This window comes from Blastococcus sp. SYSU DS0552 (assembly GCF_054050815.1).
The window spans coordinates 132,298-151,080 of sequence record NZ_JBJHAB010000010.1 but is presented as its reverse complement, the minus strand read 5'-3'; the positions used below and the strand labels follow the sequence as shown (position 1 = coordinate 151,080).

Below are 18,783 nucleotides of genomic sequence, written 5' to 3'. Positions count from 1 at the left end.
CCTCAGCCGAGCTCGGTGACCGCCGTGACGACCAGCAGATCCGCATCGTGCGTCCCGGCGACGTCCACGCCCGCGGGCCGCGGCTCGTACCCCGGCAGACCGGTCAGCCCGTCGCTGGCGTCCGCGGCGCGCAACCGCACCGGCCCGTCGCCCTCCACCGTGAAGGCGGCCTGCAGCCCGTCGGGGGGCGGCGCGTGGAAGGTGATCCGCAGCCCCGACTCCCCCAGCGCGGCGTCGGGCACGCCGCGGCCGCCGAGCCGGCCGCGGACGACGGTGCCGCCCTCGGCGGTGAGGTCCAGCTGGACCAGCCGGACCCCCGCCCGCTGCGGCGTGACCCGGACGGTGATCTCCCGCCGTTCGCCGAGGACCTGGTCGGAGACGACGACGACCTCCGGCGCCGGCAGGTCGGCGGTTTCGGCAGGTCCGGTGAGCAGATCGCGGCCGGCGAGGTACGGGAGGTCCGCGCCCAGGGTCCCGGGGCCGTCGACGAACCGGCCGGTCCACTCGCCCGGCGTCGTCTCGGTGGTCACCCACCGCGCCCGGTCCCGGTCGGTGTCCAGCACGTAGGCCAGCCGGCTGGGCACCGGGTGGTCGGCGTCGAAGCGGTCGACCGCCAGCCCCGCGGCCACGCAGGCCCCTGCGGCTCCCAGCGCGACGGCCGGGACGGCGGCCGCCGCCAGCCGGCCGCGCGCCCCGGGCGGCGCGGCGGGGTCGGGGAACAGCAGTTCCAGCGCCGGCAGCAGGGCCAGCGCGCCGAGCACGACGACGACCGACGGCGCGAGCACGTGCGTCATGCCGAGCGCGGGGAGGAAGAGCGCGGCGGTCGGGGCGAGGACGAGGACCGCCGTCGCGCCGGTGAGCGACGCGGCGACGGCGCACACCGCGCGCGAGCGGGCGAGCACGGCGACGGTGCCGCTGAGCGCACCGACCAGGGCCGGCCAGGCCGCGAGGTAGGAGCCGCCCGGCGCCACCGCGGCGAGCACCGCCGCCACCACGGCGAGCCAGAGCAGCGCGCCCGCGGCCAGCGGGGCCGCGCCGACCCGCCGGCGCAGCAGCGCGTACCAGATCAGGACCACGGCCAGCACCACCGCGACGGCCGCCAGCCGGAACCAGCCCGGCCGCCAGGGGTCGAGCATCGTGGCGTACCCGGGGCGGAGGACGACCAGCGCCTCCCACAGCCCCTGCGCGGCCAGCGGCCCCGCCACGAGCGGGACGAGCGCCAGCGCGGCGGCCCCGGCGGTGCGCCGCGGCGGGCCGATCCCCCGGCGGCGCAGCGTCCAGGCCAGGCCGGCGACGGCGACCAGCGCCGCACCGGCCAGCGGCCACACCAGCGAGCCCGGGTAGCGCACCAGCAGCCCGGGGAGCGGGAAGTAGGTCGCGTCCTCGGCGGCGGGCTCGGCGAGGACGGCCAGGTCCCGGTCCCCCAGCTCCCGGGCCAGCGCCAGGGTGTTGTCGCCGAGGGCCTGCAGGCTGCCGCGGTCCAGCCGCTCGGGGGTGTCCTGCGGCGAGTGGTAGGCCGCGGCGCCGTCGATGAAGGCGGTGTTCATGCCGGTGTAGCCGCCGTCCTCGAGCAGCACGCTGAAGTCGGTGTCGTTGGGCAGCGCCCGGTAGACCTCGACGGCGAAGCTGCTGGCGACCGGGTGGGAGGCGGCGTCGGCGAACGCCGCCGCGAGCTCGGCGTTCCCGAGCGACGTCTCGAACATGATCGGTGGGCCGCCGGTGCCGCGGGCCTCCAGGTTGAGCGCCACCCCGCCGCCGGCCAGCGGGTGCGAGGCGACGAACGCCTCGGCTCCGCAGAGGCAGGCCTCCTCGGCGTCGGTCAGGACGACGACGACGTCGTTGCGCAGCTGCGGGCCCCCGGTCAGCGCCCGGACCGACTCCAGCAGCGCAGCCACCCCGGCGGCGTCGTCGGCCGCCCCCGGCCCGTGCTCCACCGAGTCGTGGTGCGCCACCAGGTACAGCCGGCCGGTGGGGTCGGTGCCGGGCAGGACGGCGACCACGTTGCGCACCCGCGCCATGCGGGCCTCCCCCGCGCCACCGGCCCGGGCGCCGACGGCGTTCTGCACGCGGGTGTCCAAACCGAGGTCGGTCAGGGCGCGCACGAGCCCGTCGACCACCTCGTCGCTCTCCGGGCTCCCCGCCACGTGCGGCTCGGCCGCGATGCGCTCGACGTGCGCGAAGGCACGGGCCGCGCTGAACTCCGTGGCCGGGGCGCCGACCGGGCGCGGGTCCGGCGGCCGGAGCCCTGCCACGGTCCAGCCGGTGAGCGCCAGCAGCAGCGCGACGACGGCTAGCCCGACGAGCCGGCCGGGGCGGGACGGACGCTCGGCGGGCACGCGACCTCCTTGGACGGCGACCCGCGCACCTTAGGGCGCGGGCGCCTCCCGGCCGTGCAGCACCGCCCGCGGCGCGCCGTCGCCGGCTGGTTGACTGCTGCCATGACCAGCGCCGCAGCACCCCGCGCCGTCCTCGTCACCGGCGCCTCCCGCGGCATCGGGCGAGCGATCGCGCACGCCTTCGCCGCCCGGGGGGACCGGGTGGCGGTGCACTCCGGCAGCTCCCGGGAGGCGGCCGAGCGGGTCGCCGCCGAGCTGCCCGGGGCCGGGCACACCGTCGTGCAGGCGGACGTGGCCGACGCCGAGGCGGTCGGGGCGATGGTCGACGACGCGGCGACAGCGCTGGGCGGGCTGCAGGTGCTCGTCAACAACGCCGGCGTCTACACGCCGCACCCGCCGCTGGAGACGTCCTGGACCGACTGGCAGGCGGCCGTGGCGCGCACGCTGCAGGTGAACCTGGTCGGCGCGATGCACGCCACCTTCCGCGCGGTGCCGCACCTGGTCGCGGCCGGTGGCGGCGCCGTGGTGAACGTGACCAGCCGGGGCGCCTTCCGCGGCGAGCCGGGCACACCGGCCTACGGCGCGGCGAAGGCGGGCCTGAACGCCTTCGGGCAGTCGATGGCCCAGGCCCTGGCCCCGCACGGGATCAGCGTGGGCAGCGTCGCCCCGGGGTTCGTGCAGACCGAGATGGCGCGCGAGATCCTCGACGGGCCCAGCGGCGACGCCGTCCGCGCGCAATCCCCCTACGGGCGGGTGGCGCGACCGGAGGAGGTCGCCGCGGCCGTGCTCTGGCTGGCGTCCCCGGAGGCCCGCTTCTCCACCGGCACGATCATCGACGTCAACGGGGCCAGCTACCTGCGCAGCTGACCTGCGCGCCTCAGTTCAGCGTGCCGAGCCAGTTGGTGAGCAGCTGCGCGCCGGCGTCGCCGCTCTTCTCGGGGTGGAACTGGGTGGCCGACAGCGCGGCGTTCTCCACACCGGCGACGAACCGGTCGCCGTGCTCGGCCCAGGTGACCAACGGCGGCGCCAGCGGCGAGGGCACGCCGTCCTGGCCCAGCGGGAAGGTGCGCACCCCGTAGGAGTGCACGAAGTAGAAGCGCTGGTCCGCGAGCCCCGCGAACAGCACGCTGTCCTGCGGCGCCTGGACGGTGTTCCAGCCCATGTGCGGTAGCACCGGCGCCTCGAGCGGCTCGACCACGCCGGGCCACTCGCCGCAGCCCTCGGCGTCCACGCCGTGCTCCACGCCGCGCTCGAAGAGGATCTGCATGCCGACGCAGATGCCGAGCACCGGCCGGCCCCCGGCGAGCCGGCGGCCGATGATCCGGCGGCCGTCGACGGCGTCCAGGCCCGCCATGCAGGCGGCAAACGCGCCCACCCCGGGCACGACCAGGCCGTCGGCGTCCAGCGCGGTCCGCGCGTCGGAGGTCACCGTCACCTCGGCACCGACCCGCTGCAGCGCCCGCTCCGCGGAACGCAGGTTGCCCGAGCCGTAGTCGAGGACCGCCACCTTCTTCACGCCTGCCACGCTACCGACCAGCGCCGGAGCCCCTCGATGTGTTCCCGGGCAGCGCCGGCTCAGACGAGCCGCAGGATGCCCGCCGCGCTGGCCAGCAGGGCCGCGATCAGCAGGATGACGGCGAACGCGACCTGCGGCCCGGTGCGCCGGCCGTCGGCGGTGTCCGCCCGCCAGATGCTCCACGCACCACCGAGCAGGAAGCCGCCGAGCAGCAGGAGGGGCAGCCCCGAGCTCACCGCCGGCCGCGCAGGATCACAGGGCGCCCTTGGTGGAGGGGACGTCGGTGACCCGCGGGTCGATCGCGACGGCCGCACGCAGCGCCCGCGCCAGCGCCTTGAACTGGCCCTCGACGATGTGGTGGGCGTCGCGGCCGGCGTAGAGCACCCGCACGTGCAGGCTGATCCGCGCGTTGAACGCGAAGGACTCCAGCACGTGCTTGGTCAGCGAGGTCGGGTAGTCCGGCCCGATCATCGGCGTCATGTTCTCGGGCTCGGCGTGCACGAAGTACGGCCGGCCGGAGAGGTCGACCGCGGCCTGCGCGAGCACCTCGTCCATCGGGATGGTGGCGTCGCCGTAGCGGGTGATGCCCCGCTTGTCGCCCAGCGCCTCGGCGAACGCCTGGCCCAGCGCGATGGCGACGTCCTCCACCGTGTGGTGGGCGTCGATGTGCAGGTCACCGTCGGCCCGCACGGTCAGGTCGATGCCGCTGTGCTTGGACAGCGCGGTGAGCATGTGGTCGTAGAAGCCCACGCCCGTGCTGATCGAGCTGCTGCCGGTGCCGTCGAGGTCGAGCTCCACCACGAGCTTGGTCTCGCTGGTCTGGCGCTCGACGCGTGCGGTGCGGGTCATGGGCGTCAGTCTCCCAGAGTCGTGCGGTGGGCCGGCGCGACCTCACCCAGGGCGGTGAGGAAGGCGTCGGTCTCCTCGGCGGTACCGGCGGTCACCCGCAGCCATCCCGGGAGACCGACGTCCCGCACGAGCACCCCCCGGTCCAGCAGCGCCCGCCAGGCGGCGGGCGCGTCGGCGAAGTGCCCGAAGAGGACGAAGTTGGCGTCGCTGGGCACGCTCGTGAGCCCCAGGCCCGGCAGCGCCGCCACGATGCGGTCGCGCTGCGCCTTGACCGCGTCGACGGTCGCCAGCAGGGCATCCGTGTGCGCCAGCGCGGCCCGGGCGGCGGCCTGGGTGAGCGAGCTCAGGTGGTAGGGCAGCCGCACCAGCTGGATGGCGTCCACGACGGCCGGGTCCGCGGCCAGGTAGCCCAGCCGCAGCCCCGCCATGCCGAAGGCCTTGCTCATCGTCCGGCTCACGATCAGCCGGGGCCGGCCGGGGAGCAGGGTGAGCGACGACGGGGTACCGGTCCGCGCGAACTCCGCGTACGCCTCGTCGACGACGAGCACACCGTCGGTGGCGTCGTAGAGGGCGGCCACCGTGTCCAGGTCGACCGCGGTGCCGGTGGGGTTGTTCGGGCTGGTCACGAAGACGACGTCCGGCCGCACGTCGCGCACCTGCGCCACGGCGGCCTCAGTGTCGATCGTGAAGTCGGCGGCCCGGTGCCCGTCGACCCACGACGTGCCGGTGCCGGCCGCGATGATCGGGTGCATCGAGTACGACGGCGTGAACCCGAGCGCAGTGCGCCCCGCTCCCCCGAACGCCTGCAGGATCTGCTGCAGCACCTCGTTGGAGCCGTTGGCCGCCCACACCTGCGCCGGCTCCAGCGGCCGGCCGCCGGTCCGGGACAGGTAGGCGGCGAGGTCGGCCCGCAGCGCCACGGCGTCCCGGTCGGGGTAGCGGTTGAGCTCCAGCGCCGCGCGCCCGAGCGCCTCGCCGAGGTCGGCGAGCAGCTCGGCCGGCAGCGGGTGCGGGTTCTCGTTGGTGTTGAGCCGGTGGGTGGCCGGCAGCTGCGGGGCGCCGTAGGGCGTGCGGCCGCGCAGCTCCGGCCGCAGCGGGAGCTCCTCGAGCGACGTCACGGGCGCTGCCGGACCCGCACCGCGGCCGCGTGCGCCGGGAGGTCCTCGGCGCCGGCGAGGGCGTCGATGTGACGGGCGACGTCGGCCAGCGCCTGCTCGTCGTACTCGACGACGTGGATGCCGCGCAGGAACGACTGCACGCTCAACCCGCTGGAGTGCCGCGCGCACCCGCCGGTCGGCAGCACGTGGTTGGACCCGGCGCAGTAGTCGCCCAGGGAGACCGGCGACCAGGCGCCGACGAAGATCGCGCCCGCGTTCCGCACCCGCATCGCGACGGCACGCGCGTCGCGGGTCTGGATCTCCAGGTGCTCGGCGGCGTAGGCGTCGACCACCCGCAGCCCAGCGTCCAGGTCGTCGACCAGGACGATGCCGGACTGGCTGCCGTCCAGCGCGGTGGTGATCCGCTCGGAGTGCTTGGTGCCGGCCACCTGCCCGGGCACCAGGGCCAGCACGGCGTCGGCCAGCTCCTCGCTGTCGGTCACCAGCACCGCGCCGGCCAGGGGGTCGTGCTCGGCCTGGCTGATCAGGTCGGCGGCGACGTGGGCGGGGTCGGCGGTGTCGTCGGCGAGGATCGCGACCTCGGTGGGGCCCGCCTCGGAGTCGATGCCGATCAGCCCGCGCAGCAGCCGCTTCGCGGCGGTCACGTAGACGTTGCCGGGACCGGTGACCATGTCGACCGGCTCGCAGGAGCCGGCGCCGTACCCGAAGACGGCGATGGCCTGGGCACCCCCGACGGCGTAGACCTCGGTGACGCCCAGCAGCGCGCAGGCGGCGAGGACCCCGGGGTCGGGCAGGCCACCGTTGTCCCGCTGCGGCGGGGAGGCCACCGCGATCGACTCGACGCCGGCGATCTGCGCGGGGACCACGTTCATCACGACGCTGGACAGCAGCGGCGCCAGGCCGCCGGGCACGTACAGCCCCACGCGGCGGACCGGGAGCCAGCGCTCGGTGACCGTGCCGCCGGCCGCGACCTCCGTGGTGACGTCGGTGCGCCGCTGGTCGCCGTGCACCTTCCGCACCCGGGCGATGGCCTCCTCCAGGGCCTCCCGCAGCGTCGGGTCGCACTCGGCGAGCGCGCGGTCGAGCGCCTCCTGCGGCACCGCGAAGTCCTCGGCGTCCACGCCGTCGAGGCGGGCGGTGATCTCCCGCACCGCCTGGGCGCCGCGGATGCGCACGTCCTCGCAGAGCGGGCGGACGGTGGCGAGCACCGAGTCGATGTCGGTGGCGGCGCGCGGCAGCAGCCCGGTGAGCTCCCGGACGCCGGGCAACGCGTGTCCGCGCAGGTCGATGCGTGCCAGCACGGGATGCCTCCGGGGTCGGATCGGTGGTACGACGCGGATCCCAGGGTATCCAGCGCCCCGCGACGGGCCCGGGGCGCCCACACGGGCAGGCGGTCGGGGGGCCGTACGCTTCTCCGGATGGGTGAGCTGATCCCGCTGTTCCCGCTGGGACGGCCCCTCTTCCCCGGGGTCGTGCTGCCCCTGCAGATCTTCGAGCCCCGCTACCGGCGTCTGATGCGCGACCTGATGGACCTGCCCGAGCTCGGCGACCGCAGGTTCTTCGGGGTCGTGGCGATCCGGCAGGGGTGGGAGGTCGAGCGGGTGGCCCCCGCGGCGGCGCTCTACGACATCGGGTGCACCGCGCGGCTGCAGCGCGTGCAACCGCAGTCCGACGGCGGGTTCCGCATCGTGACCGTCGGTGGTGAGCGGTTCCGGCTGCTCGACGTCGTGGTCGGCGACGACCCGCCCTACCTGCAGGCGGAGGTGGAGTGGCTGGCCGAGGAGGAGGCCGCGGAGGAGGCCGCCGGGGACGCCGAGGTGGCCACCGGCGACTCCGCGGGGCTGGCCCCGCCGGCGGACGAGCTCGCCAGCTCGGTCGCCCGTGGATCGCTCGACCTCCTCGCGCACGGGGTCGGTGACCTCTTCACCCGGTACGTCGCGGAGGTGGCGGCGCTGGGCGCCGGCGCGCACGGGGACGGCGCGGAGGCCGCGGTGCGGCTCGCGGCGGCGTCCGACGACCCGACCGCGCTGTCCTGGCTGGTCGCCTCCTCGGCGCTGCTGACCACCGAGGACCGGCAGGCGCTGCTGGCGGAGTCCGCGACCCGCCGCCGCCTGGCCGCGGAGTCCCGGTTGCTGCGCCGGGAGCTGACGCTGCTGCAGACCCTCGGCGCGGTCCCGGCGCCGCTGCAGCAGTTCGCCGTCCCGATGACGGTGAACTGACCCGTCAGGCCGGCGGCGCGTCGGCCCGGGTGCCGGCGTCGAGCACGGCGGACCCCAGGAAGTGGCAGGCGTTCAGGGCCACCGCCAGGTCCACCCGGTGCGACCGCGCTGCGGGTTGCCGCAGCTCCAGCGCTCGGGACACCCGGTACTTCACCGTGTTGCGGTGCAGCCGCATGATCTCTGCGGTCTCGGTGTAGCTCTCCCCCGTGAGGTAGAAGACCCGCAACGTCTCGCGCAGCACCTGGGACGCATCGTTGTCCACCGCGAGCGGACCGAGCACCTCGTGGATCCACGCCCGCGCGGAGTCGAGATCGCCGGCCAGCATCGACGTGATCGCAACGCCTTCGTCGCCGAAGCCCGTGACGGGCGTGGTGGCGCCCGAGGCCATGGCGACCCGACGGGCCGCCCGGGCCTGTTCGTGGGTGCGCCGGAAGCCGTCCACACCCGACCCGGAGAGCCCCAGGGCGGCCCGGCAGGTGCGCGCCTGCTCGACGAGCCGGCATATCTGAGTGGTGTCCACCTCCCCCGGCCGGACCGCGAAGGGCAGCCATGCCCAGGCGGTCTCGCGGTCGACCGCCGTCACCAGGGGCGGCCCCGAGCAGCCGGCTCCCGTCGCGACCTTCGACACGACGGAGGTGAGCAACCGGAGCTCGTCCGGCGCCGGCGCCGCGTCCACGGACCAGATGATCAGCCCGAGGTGGTGCGCCGTCAGGCGGTAGCCGGTCTCGCGCTCGAAGCGCCCGGGCGCGACCTTCTGCCCGGCCAGCACGTCGTGGATGAGCGCCGCGCGCACGGTCCCCTGCGTGCTCAGCCAGCGTTCGCGTTCGGCCTCGTAGGCCTCGAAGACGTACTGGGAGATCCAGTCGATGTACCGCCCGACCACGGTGGCCATGTGGTGCAGGACCTCGAACTTCTCCTCCGCCGTGCAGTCGAGCGCCTGGACGTCGGGGAACATCTGCTCGATGAAGTCGTCCTTGCCGATGCTGTAGGCGCGGACGAGGGAGTTGGCCGGGATCTCCCGCTGGGCCAGCCGCAGGGCGTACTCGACCGCGGCCGTCGTGGGCATCAGGTGCTCGATCGGGATGTGGTTGGTCAGGATGTGCGTGAGCGTCTTGGTGTTGGCGTCCACGCTGGCCCGGAGCAGCTCCATGAACTGCGGGTCCACGTCCAGGCTCCTGATGTGCCGGGCGATGAGCTCGGTCATGTCCCGGGCGATCTGGGGCTGACGGCGGTCCAGCCGCCTGCCCGCCTGCGACACCAGGGCGAGCACCCGCTCGCCGCTCTCGGGGCCCGGCGCCCCGTGCCCTGGCCCCGTCGCCGCGCTCATCCCCGCCTCCTGCCGCCGTCCCGTCCGTGCACGTCCGTCCTGCCCCGCGCTCAGCGTGCGACCCGCGACAGGGCCGACCGGGCGGCGTTGTACCCGCACAGCCCGTGGGCGCCGGCGCCGGGCGGTGTGGCCGCCGAGCAGAGGTAGACCCCGTCGACCCCGAGGGAGTAGGGGTCCAGCGCCACCCGCGGGCGGAAGACCAGCTGCAGCGGGTCGTTGGCGCCGGTGACGACGTCCCCTCCGACGTAGTTGGCGTTGTGCGCCTCCAGCCCCGCGGCCGAGGTCACGTGCCGGGCCAGCACGCGCTCGCGGAAACCGGGGGCGAACCGTTCGATCTGCTGCTCGATGGCCCGCGTCGCGTCCCCCGTGTAGCCGGCCGGCACGTGGGCGTAGGTGTACAGCGGGTGGACGTCGCCGGCCGAGCGGCTCGGATCGGCGACGTACTGCTGCCCGACGAGGACGAAGGGACGCTCGGGCATGCGGCCGCGGGTGATGTCCCTCTCCGCCGCGGCGATCTCCTCGAACGTGCCTCCGACGTGGACGGTCCCGGCCCGCCGCGACTCCTCGTGGGCCCACGGAACGCCGCCCTGGACGGCGAACTCGACCTTGAACGACCCCGGCCCGTGCCGGTAGCGGGTCAGCGCGCGCGAGACCCGCCGGGGCATCCGGTCGCCGACGAGCCGGGCCGCGGCACGGGGCGCGAGGTCGAGCATGACGATGTCCGGCTCCCCCAGCTCGGCCATCGAGCCGACGGTCACCCCGGTCTCCACCTTCGCGCCGTACCGGGCGAGGAGGGTGGACACCGCCCGGCTGATGGCCGCCGATCCTCCTTCGGCCACCGGCCAGCCGTAGCGGTGCGCGGCGGTGCCGAGGGCCACGCCGATGGCCGACGACGCCGGGGAGCCCAACGGCCGGAAGGCGTGCGCCGCGACGCCGGCGAACAGGGCGCGCGCCTCCTCCGTGGACCAGCGCCGGGCGAGGACCGCCGCCGGGAGCAGGGAGTAGGCGCCGAACCGCGCGAGCTTCACGGGATGCGCCGGGACGTGCAGCAGCGGCTGCAGGAAGTCCTCGGCGATGTCGCCGAAGCGCTCCGTCAGCGGGCCGAAGAGGCTGCGGTATCGGCCGGCGTCGGCGCCCAGGTGGTCGGCGGTCGCGTCCACCGACCGCTGGACGGCGGCGCCGCGGCCGCCGTCCAGCGGGTGGGAGTACTCGATGCCCGCCCACCGCCACGTCAGCCCCTGCGCGCCGAGGTCGAACGCGCGGGAGAACGGGGTGTCCACGGCGAGCGGGTGGAAGCCGGCGCACTCGTCGTGGACCAGACCCGGCAGCGTGAGGGCGCTGCTGCGGGTCCCTCCCCCGATGGTGTCCGCGGCCTCCAGGACCGTGACGTGCACGCCGGCGGCGGCGAGGGTGAGGGCGGCAGCGAGCCCGTTGGGCCCGCTGCCGACCACGACGGCGTCGGTCATGCACTCACACTGGCACGGACGACGGGGTGCGGGTGCTCACCGGCCGGGGTGTAGCCGGGGCTCCGCCACGTGACCGTGTGCGCGATCGGGCCGTTCGGCAGCCAGGGCTGCTCCGCGACCGCGTCGCTCACCTTCCAGTAGCCCCGCTCGACCACGCCCAGCGCCGCGTCGATGACCTTGTACTCCTGCGTCGAGCGGTGGATCGGCTGCGACTCGACCCAGACGACGATGCACTCCCCCGGCTCGAACCCGCAGCGCTTCTGCACGGCCGTGACGGTCTGCTCGTTGTGCAGGTGGGCGTCGCCGAACTGCCAGCCGACCAGCGTGGTGCAGACGAACTCGCCCTCCCGGATGCGGTAGTTCTCCATGCGGTCCAGGTGCCGCATCATCAGCGACAGCAGGCCCCGGCCCTGGCTGTGCATCGTCCGCCAGGCCACCGCCTTCTGCATGAAGATCTCCGCGATCTCCTTGCCGAACGCACCGGAGAGCTGGTCGATCTGGTTGGGGTTGAACTTCACCAGGTGCTGGTTCAGCTTGTCCTCGGCCTCGTCGCCCCGGAAGGCCCAGGTGGCCGAGGCCCAGTTGCCGGCGTACTGCCGCATCGACGGCAGGAACGACACCAGGTCCGGCCGCAGGTTGCCCAGGATGGGGAAGGCCACGAACACGGCGACGATGGGCAGCAGCAGCCACGGCGAGCTGATGTCGCCGATGCCGTAGCCCTCGCCGGCCGGGAAGCCGCCGAACAGCCACGCGGTGGCGAACATGAAGAAGACGTTCCACTCCAGCGGCACCGCCAGGGGGAAGGTCGAGGTGATGAAGATGTGGAACACGATCATCCCGACGATCGCGAGCCAGGTGATCGTGGTGTTGGTCGAGAACAGCAGGACCAGCGGGAGCACCAGCTCGACGACCGTGCCGCCGATGTGCGCGAAGGCCCAGGCGACCTTGGACGGCCGCAGGTCGTTCGGGTAGTCGCGGTACAGCGCCCGCTTGAACCGCAGCGACGTCAGCCAGGGCGTGTTGCTCATCATCGGCGGGACCACGTTGGTGAAGTGGTGCCCGAACTTCGAGACGCCGGCGCCCATCCAGATGGTGACCATGGCGATCTTGGCCGCGATGATCATGTCGACGTGGTTGCCGAGGATGCCGAAGAAGAAGAGCACCGCGATGTACTGCTCGGAGCGAGCCGCCAGGAAGACGACGCGGTCGCGCAGCCCCATCACGATGATGAGCGCCACGAAGGTCAGCAGCGCCCACTGCGGCAGCAGGCCGGCCTCGCTGCCGGGCAGGGCGTCGGTGCGCACCCCGGGGCCGATCAGCAGGAACACCAGCGTGGCCAGGATGCAGAAGTACAGGCCCACGTCGAAAGCGGTGCGGTGGTCACCCGCGGTGAACGGGACCTTGCCCGGCCACGGGGGGAGCCGGAGCGTGCCGCGCTTCGACCAGTAGAGGAAGCCGCCGATGAACGGCTTGAACTTGAACGCCAGCGGGCCGGAGGACGACGCCCACCCGGTGATCTCGAACAGGATCGTCCAGATGATCAGCTTCTGGTAGACGATCGGCTCGCCCCACCACGCCCCGAGGTCCCCGAAGCCCAGTCCCGGCGTCGTCAGCCCGACGACCGCGAACCCGCCGAACACGTAGAAGGCGAGCTTGTAGACGTAGAGCATGTGGTTGGTCTTCGGGCCGCCGAAGCCGTACTCGCACCAGTGGGTGGCGAGCATCCGCATGCGCTCCATGAAGGGCATCGATTCGAACTGCGCCGGGTCCACCGGCGGCATGTCTGCGGTCTTGAAGCCCATGGTTGCTCCTTCGTACGGGCAGGGGTGATCAGCGAGAGGGGTGCTCTCGCTGCTGGCGGACGTGCAGAGGGGCGCGGGAAAGCTGTCGGTCAGGCCGGTTGGGGCTGCAACGACCGGCGGATGGCGGGTTTGTCGGTCTTCCCCACCGGGTTCTTGGGCAGGCCGTCGACGATCTCGATCCGCTCCGGGACCTTCACCCGGGTGAGGTGGCGCCGGCAGTGCTCGAGCAGGTGCTCCTCGGTGACCCGGGCGTCCGGGTAGAGGCTCACGTAGGCCACGGGCGACTCCCCGAGGACGGCGTCGGGTCGGCCCACGACCGCGGCCTCGAGGACGCCGGGCACGGTGGTGAGGACGGCCTCGATCTCCTTGGGGTAGATGTTCTCCCCGCCGCGGATGATCATGTCCTTCACACGGTCGACGATGGTGAGGTAGCCGTCGTCGTCCAGCCGGCCCACGTCGCCGGTGCGCAGCCAGCCGTCGACCAGCGTCTCCGCCGTCGCCTCGGGCCGGCCGAGGTATCCCCGCATGACGGTGGGCCCCGCGATCACGACCTCGCCGATCGCACCGGGGGGCACGGGTGCACCGTCCTCACCGCGGATCTCGATGCGCTGGCCGGGCAGCGCGGGGCCGACGCTCCCGAGCTTGCGCACGCCGTCGACCGGGTTGCACGCCGAGGCGCAGGTGCCCTCGGTGAGCCCGTAGCCCTCGACCATCCGGAACCCGAACCGCTCCTCGCAGCGGTCGAGGAGCTCCGCCGGCACGGGAGCGGCGCCGCAGACGACGAAGCGCAGCGACGAGGTGTCGGGGCGGACGTCGTCGGGCAGCGAGGCCAGCAGCGCGTAGATGGTCGGGACGGCGGAGAAGTACGTCGGCCGCAGCCGCTCCACCTGCTCGAAGAAGCGGCTCGCGGAGAAGCTGCCCACGATGCTCAGCTGCCCGCCGGCCCGGAACGTCGCGAGTGCGCTCACCATGAGCGCGTTGGCGTGGAAGAGCGGGAGCACCAGCAGGCAGTGGTCCCGCTCGGTGAGGGAGAAGTGGTCGGCCATGGTGCTCGACATGGCCTCGACGTTGGCGTGGTCGAGCATGACGCCCTTCGGGCGCCCGGTGGAGCCGCTGGTGTAGATCAGCAGGGCCAGGTCGTGCCCCTCCAGGGCGACCGGCGGGAGCTGCGCCCCGGAGCCGGCGACCCGCATGTCGTCGACACCGATCGCCGGCCGGCCGGCCGTCGGCGCACCCGGCCCGAGGTTCACCACGAGCGTGGCGCCCGAGTCGGCGATCTGGTGGTCCGCCTCGCTCGCCGTGAACACCGGGTTCACCGGCGTCGCGGCGCCGCCGAGCCGCCACGCCGCGAAGAGCGCCACGAGGAGCTCGACCCGGTTGGGCAGCATGACGGCGAGGACGTCGCCGCGACCGAACCCGTGCTCCGCGAGCTGACCGGCGAACGCGGCGACCCGGACGTCGAGCTCCGCGTAGGTCAGGGCGACGACCTCGTCGCGGACGCAGGGCGCGTCACCCGAGGATGCCGGCCGCGCCCAGGGCAGGTAACCGAAGCTCATGCGTCGCCGTCTCCTCGGTGGTCGCACGCTGTGATCCGCACCACGCAGATCCTGTGACCGCCGACACTAGGAACGATCCCCCGGCCTGCCCACGGCCACCGCGCACCAACTTGGCCACGGCCTTTGTGCACCGTGCACGGTGCGTCGGCTCAGCGCACAGGAGGCGGCGCGACGGTCCCCGGATCGCCGCCCCTGCGCCGGCCGAGGCCGTCGTCGGCGGCCACCAGCGCGCAGCCCAGGTACACCAGCAGCGCGGCGAACGGCGCGGCGGCGAGGCCGGGCAGGGAACCGAGCACCAGCCCCGTGGTGACCTCGGCGCCGACCTGGGAGAGCTGGACCTCGGTGGGTGAGGGCCCGAGCAGCTCCCCGACCTGCCAGGCGAGGACGGCCGCCGCCGACGTACCGGCCACGAGGACCACCAGCATGCCCACCCCCCGGCCGCGGCGGACCTGCCACGCCACGGCGCCGGCCAGCAGCCCCAGGCCCAGCAGCACGAGTACGAGCACGGTGTCGTCGGCGATCCGCACCTCCGCCGCCGGCGGGCCGACGGCGACCGGGCCGGTCTCGGTCACCTGGAACTCCGCCCGGGGGGCCAGCAGCCACCAGAGCGCACCCGCGGGCAGGCCGGCGAGGGCGAGCCCGACCAGGAGCGCCCGGCCCGCGCGCAGGTCCTCCCGGACCTCCGGCCAGCCCCGCCAGTAGGCGTGCGGGGGCACCCCCGGAACGGGCTGGACGGGCAGCGGTGGGGTGCTCACCCCACCAGTGAACAACCTCCCGAGCCCGGCCCCCTGCGGGGGCCCGCCGCGAGCGTGCGAGCGGTGGGGGGCAGGGGGTCCTCTTTCAGAGCAGCGCCACGCTCGTCGGCCCGAGGAGTGCCTTGATGTCGCCCATCAGGGCGGTGCTGGGCTGCACCCGCAGCCCCTGGTCGAGCCGCAGCACCGTCTCCCTGCTGCCGTTCACCAGCTTGAGCCGCACCTCCGTGGTGCCCGGGTGGCTGCCCAGCACCTCCCGCAGCCGCTCCACGACCGGTGGGGTGCACCGGGCGGCGGCCATCGAGACCAGCACGGGACCGCGTGCGCCCTCGGTGAGCTCCGGGACGATGACCTCCGAGCCGAACAGCGAGGGCTGGTCGTCGCGACGGCTGATCCGGCCCTTGACCACGACGATCTGGTCGCGGACCACCTTCTCCGAGACCTCGGCCCACGTCTTCGGGAAGAACAGCACCTCGATGCCGGATTCGAGGTCCTCCAGCGTCGCGATCGCCCACGGCGCGCCCTGCTTGTTGGTGCGCGGCGAGACGGCGGTGAGGATGCCCGCGATGGTCACGTTGGCGCCGTCCTCGACGCCGCCCGCGTTGATCTCGGCGATGGGGGTGTCGGCGTTGGCGGCCAGCACGTGCTCGACGCCGTGCAGCGGGTGGTCGGAGACGTAGAGACCGAGCATGTCGCGCTCGAACATCAGCCGCTCGCTCTTGGACCAGTCGGCGGTCGGGATGGTGATGTCGAGGGCGCCGGCGAACGGGTCGTCGGCCGCCCCATCCCCGCCGAAGCTGCCGAACAGGTCGAACTGGCCCTCAGCCTCCTTGCGCTTGAGCCCCATCGCGGAGTCGACGGCCTGGGCGTGGACGGCGACGATGCCCTGGCGGGAGTGGCCGAGCGAGTCGAAGGCCCCAGCCTTGGCCAGGGACTCGATCACCTTCTTGTTGCAGGCGACCGTGTCGATCTTGCGCATGAAGTCGGCGAAGTCCTTGAAGGCGCCCTTCTCCTCGCGCGCCCGGACGATGGACTCCACGACGTTGGTGCCGACGTTGCGCACCGAGGCCAGCCCGAAGCGGATGTCGGTGCCGACGGCGGTGAAGTCCCACGATGATTCGTTGACGTCGGGCGGGAGCACCTTGATGCCCATCCGGCGGCACTCGGCCAGGTAGATGGGCCGACGGTCCTTGTCGTCCTGGACGCTGGTGAGCAGGCCGGCCATGTACTCGGCCGGGTAGTTGGCCTTGAGGTAGGCGGTCCAGTACGAGACCAGGCCGTAGGCGGCGGAGTGGGCCTTGTTGAACGCGTAATCGGCGAAGGGGACGAGGATGTCCCACAGGGTCTTGATGGCGGCGCTGGAGAAGCCGTTGGCCTTCATGCCGGCCTCGAAGCCGACGAACTCGGCGTCCAGCACCGACTTCTTCTTCTTGCCCATGGCGCGGCGCAGCAGGTCGGCCTTGCCGAGCGAGTACCCGGCGACCTTCTGCGCGATCGCCATGACCTGCTCCTGGTAGACGATCAGGCCGTAGGTCTGGCCGAGGATCTCCTCCAGCGGCTCGGCCAGCTCCGGGTGGATCGGGGTGATCTCCTGCTGGCCGTTCTTGCGCAGCGCGTAGTTGGTGTGCGAGTTCGCACCCATCGGGCCCGGGCGGTAGAGCGCGCCGACGGCGGAGATGTCCTCGAAGTTGTCCGGCCGCATGAGCCGCAGCAGCGAGCGCATCGGCCCGCCGTCGAACTGGAAGACCCCGAGCGTGTCGCCGCGGGAGAGCAGGGCGTAGGTGGCCGGGTCGGTGAGGTCCTTGCTGATCTCGTCGAGGTCGACCGGCTCCTTGCCGTTGATCACGATGTTGCGCAGGGCGTCGTCGATGACGGTGAGGTTGCGCAGGCCCAGGAAGTCCATCTTCAGCAGGCCGAGCGTCTCGCAGGTCGGGTAGTCGAACTGCGTGATGATGGCGCCGTCGGCCTCGCGCCGCATGATCGGGATGCTGTCGATCAGCGGGTAGCGGCCGATGATGACGCCGGCGGCGTGCACGCCCCACTGGCGCTTCAGCCCCTCGAGCTTGCGGGCCTGGTCGACGACCTCGGCCGCCCCGGGGTCGGACTCGTAGCGGGCGCGGAACTCCGCGGCCTCCTTGTAGCGCGGGTGGGCCGGGTCGAAGACCCCCGACAGCGGGATGCCCTTGCCCATGACGTCCGGCGGCATGAGCTTGGTCAGCTCGTCGCCCACCGAGTAGGGCCGGTCGAGCACGCGGGCGGCGTCCTTGATCGCCGCCTTCGCCTTGATCGTCCCGTAGGTGACGATCTGGCTGACCCGCTCCTCGCCGTACTTCTTGGAGACGTACTGGATGACCTCGCCCCGGCGGCGGTCGTCGAAGTCGATGTCGACGTCGGGCATGGAGACGCGCTCGGGGTTCAGGAACCGCTCGAAGATCAGCCCGTGCTGCAGCGGGTCGAGGTCGGTGATGCCCATGGCGTAGGCCGCCAGCGAGCCCGCGGCCGAGCCACGCCCCGGGCCCACCCGGATGCCGTTGTCCTTGGCCCAGTTGATGAAGTCGGCGACCACGAGGAAGTAGCCCGGGAAGCCCATCTGGCAGATGATCCCGACCTCGTAGTCGGCCTGCTTGCGCACGTGGTCGGGGATGCCGTTCGGATAGCGCTTGTGCAGGCCGCGCTCGACCTCCTTCACGAACCAGGAGGTCTCGTCCTCCCCCGGTGGCAGGGGGAACCGGGGCATGAGGTCGGCGCCCTCGGTGAACGTCACCTCGCACTGCTCGGCGACCAGGAGGGTGTTGTCGCAGGCCTCCCGCAGGTCGCCGGTGAACAGCGCCCGCATCTCGGCGGCGGACTTCAGGTAGTAGCCGTCACCGTTGAACTTGAAGCGGTTGGGCTCGTTGAGCCGCGAGCCGGTCTGGATGCACAGCAGGGCGTCGTGTGCCTCGGCGTCCTCCTTGTGCGTGTAGTGCAGGTCGTTGGTGGCCAGCAGCGGGATGCCGAGGTCCTTCGCGATCGCCAGCAGCGCCGGGCGGGTCTTCTTCTCGATGGCCAGGCCGTGGTCCATCAGCTCGGCGTAGAAGTTCTCCCGCCCGAAGATGTCCTGGAAGTCCGCGGCCGCCTGGCGCGCCTTGTCCTCCTTGCCGGCGCGCAGCCACATGTTCACCTCGCCCGACGGGCAGCCGGTGGTGGCGATGAGGCCCTTGCCGTAGCGCTCCAGCAGGTCGCGGTCGAACCGGGGCTTGCGGTACTGCCCCTCGAGGCTGGCCAGCGACGAGATGCGGAAGAGGTTGTGCATCCCCTCCGTGCTGCGGGCCAGCAGCGTCATGTGGGTGTACGCGGCCTTCCCGCGGTTGGAGCCGCCGTCACCCTCCTCGTCGATGAGGTTGTCGCCGAAGTCGAAGGGCGCCCGGTCGAACCGCGAGCCCGGCGTGTAGTAGCCCTCCATGCCGATGATCGGCTTCACGCCGGCCGCGTGCGCCTGCTTGTAGAAGTCGTAGGCGCCGAACACGTTGCCGTGGTCGGTCATGGCCAGCGCCGGCATCCCCTGCTCCGCCGCGGCCTTGGTGACCTCGGGCAGCTTCGCGGCGCCGTCGAGCATCGAGTACTCGGTGTGCACGTGCAGGTGCACGAACGAATCGGACGGGCTGCTCACTGTGCGGGATGCTCCTCACGGGTCGTGCGTGCCCAGCCGGCGTCACGCGGCGGGCGACCGGCGGGGAAGACCGGCAGTGCATGCGGGGTGGCGGGCACCGGCGGGCCGGTGGGTCGATCCTCGCACTGGTTCGGTTCTACGCCGAGGGTCTGACACGACGTGTCTGCTCACAGTGGACCGATCCGTCACAGCG

At 73.3% G+C, this 18,783-nt stretch carries 14 protein-coding genes; 2 read left to right on the top strand and 12 right to left on the bottom strand.

Going from position 1 to position 18,783, the window contains the following annotated elements:
* Positions 1 to 2 precede the first annotated feature (2 nt).
* Positions 3 to 2,336, bottom strand: a complete 2,334-nt coding sequence (locus ACI8AG_RS12445) for a M20/M25/M40 family metallo-hydrolase (protein WP_456597288.1) — start codon at positions 2,334 to 2,336, stop codon at positions 3 to 5.
* A 102-nt stretch (positions 2,337 to 2,438) separates the two neighbouring features.
* On the opposite strand from ACI8AG_RS12445, the gene ACI8AG_RS12440 reads away from it, so the two are divergent.
* Positions 2,439 to 3,203 (top strand): SDR family NAD(P)-dependent oxidoreductase, encoded by a 765-nt coding sequence (locus ACI8AG_RS12440; RefSeq protein WP_456597287.1) that lies wholly within the window; start codon positions 2,439 to 2,441, stop codon positions 3,201 to 3,203.
* A 10-nt stretch (positions 3,204 to 3,213) separates the two neighbouring features.
* On the opposite strand, the gene hisH is transcribed toward ACI8AG_RS12440, so the two are convergent.
* The 5 genes from hisH to hisD are packed head-to-tail and all read right to left on the bottom strand — an operon-like array spanning position 3,214 to position 7,120.
* Positions 3,214 to 3,852, bottom strand: a complete 639-nt coding sequence (hisH, locus tag ACI8AG_RS12435; protein WP_456588724.1) for an imidazole glycerol phosphate synthase subunit HisH — start codon at positions 3,850 to 3,852, stop codon at positions 3,214 to 3,216.
* Positions 3,853 to 3,911: 59 nt separating this feature from the next.
* Positions 3,912 to 4,088: a hypothetical protein gene (locus ACI8AG_RS12430; protein ID WP_456597286.1), complete on the bottom strand. Its 177-nt coding sequence runs from the start codon at positions 4,086 to 4,088 to the stop codon at positions 3,912 to 3,914.
* A 16-nt stretch (positions 4,089 to 4,104) separates the two neighbouring features.
* Positions 4,105 to 4,701, bottom strand: coding sequence for an imidazoleglycerol-phosphate dehydratase HisB (gene hisB, locus ACI8AG_RS12425; protein ID WP_456597285.1), 597 nt, complete (start codon positions 4,699 to 4,701; stop codon positions 4,105 to 4,107).
* A 5-nt stretch (positions 4,702 to 4,706) separates the two neighbouring features.
* The gene (locus ACI8AG_RS12420) at positions 4,707 to 5,819 is read right to left on the bottom strand and encodes a histidinol-phosphate transaminase (protein ID WP_456597284.1); all 1,113 of its coding nucleotides are present in this window, start codon (positions 5,817 to 5,819) and stop codon (positions 4,707 to 4,709) included.
* A complete protein-coding gene (hisD, locus tag ACI8AG_RS12415; protein WP_456597283.1) occupies positions 5,816 to 7,120 on the bottom strand; it encodes a histidinol dehydrogenase in 1,305 nt (434 codons plus the stop codon). The genes ACI8AG_RS12420 and hisD overlap by 4 nt, the downstream gene beginning before the upstream one ends.
* Before the next feature lie 117 nt (positions 7,121 to 7,237).
* Between hisD and ACI8AG_RS12410 the strand changes: the two genes are divergently transcribed.
* Complete coding sequence (locus ACI8AG_RS12410) at positions 7,238 to 8,038, top strand: LON peptidase substrate-binding domain-containing protein (protein WP_456597282.1); 801 nt, start codon at positions 7,238 to 7,240, stop codon at positions 8,036 to 8,038.
* 4 nt (positions 8,039 to 8,042) lie between these two features.
* Here the strand turns inward: ACI8AG_RS12410 and ACI8AG_RS12405 are convergent, their stop codons facing one another.
* The 6 genes from ACI8AG_RS12405 to dnaE all read right to left on the bottom strand — a co-directional run bounded on the left by ACI8AG_RS12405 (position 8,043) and on the right by dnaE (position 18,590).
* Positions 8,043 to 9,365 carry a PucR family transcriptional regulator gene (locus ACI8AG_RS12405; RefSeq protein WP_456597281.1) on the bottom strand — a complete coding sequence of 441 codons (1,323 nt, stop codon included), beginning with the start codon at positions 9,363 to 9,365 and terminating at the stop codon, positions 8,043 to 8,045.
* Positions 9,366 to 9,415: 50 nt separating this feature from the next.
* Positions 9,416 to 10,831 carry a phytoene desaturase family protein gene (locus ACI8AG_RS12400; RefSeq protein WP_456597280.1) on the bottom strand — a complete coding sequence of 472 codons (1,416 nt, stop codon included), beginning with the start codon at positions 10,829 to 10,831 and terminating at the stop codon, positions 9,416 to 9,418.
* Complete coding sequence (locus ACI8AG_RS12395) at positions 10,828 to 12,633, bottom strand: DUF3556 domain-containing protein (RefSeq protein ID WP_456588732.1); 1,806 nt, start codon at positions 12,631 to 12,633, stop codon at positions 10,828 to 10,830. Before ACI8AG_RS12395 ends, ACI8AG_RS12400 begins: the two co-directional genes overlap by 4 nt.
* An 89-nt stretch (positions 12,634 to 12,722) precedes the next feature.
* A complete protein-coding gene (locus tag ACI8AG_RS12390; RefSeq protein WP_456597279.1) occupies positions 12,723 to 14,189 on the bottom strand; it encodes a class I adenylate-forming enzyme family protein in 1,467 nt (488 codons plus the stop codon).
* A 149-nt stretch (positions 14,190 to 14,338) separates the two neighbouring features.
* On the bottom strand, positions 14,339 to 14,944 hold the full coding sequence (locus ACI8AG_RS12385; protein WP_456597278.1) for a DUF2567 domain-containing protein: 606 nt from the start codon (positions 14,942 to 14,944) through the stop codon (positions 14,339 to 14,341).
* A gap of 85 nt (positions 14,945 to 15,029) precedes the next feature.
* Positions 15,030 to 18,590 carry a DNA polymerase III subunit alpha gene (gene dnaE / locus ACI8AG_RS12380; RefSeq protein WP_456588735.1) on the bottom strand — a complete coding sequence of 1,187 codons (3,561 nt, stop codon included), beginning with the start codon at positions 18,588 to 18,590 and terminating at the stop codon, positions 15,030 to 15,032.
* Between the last annotated feature and the right edge of the window lie 193 nt (positions 18,591 to 18,783).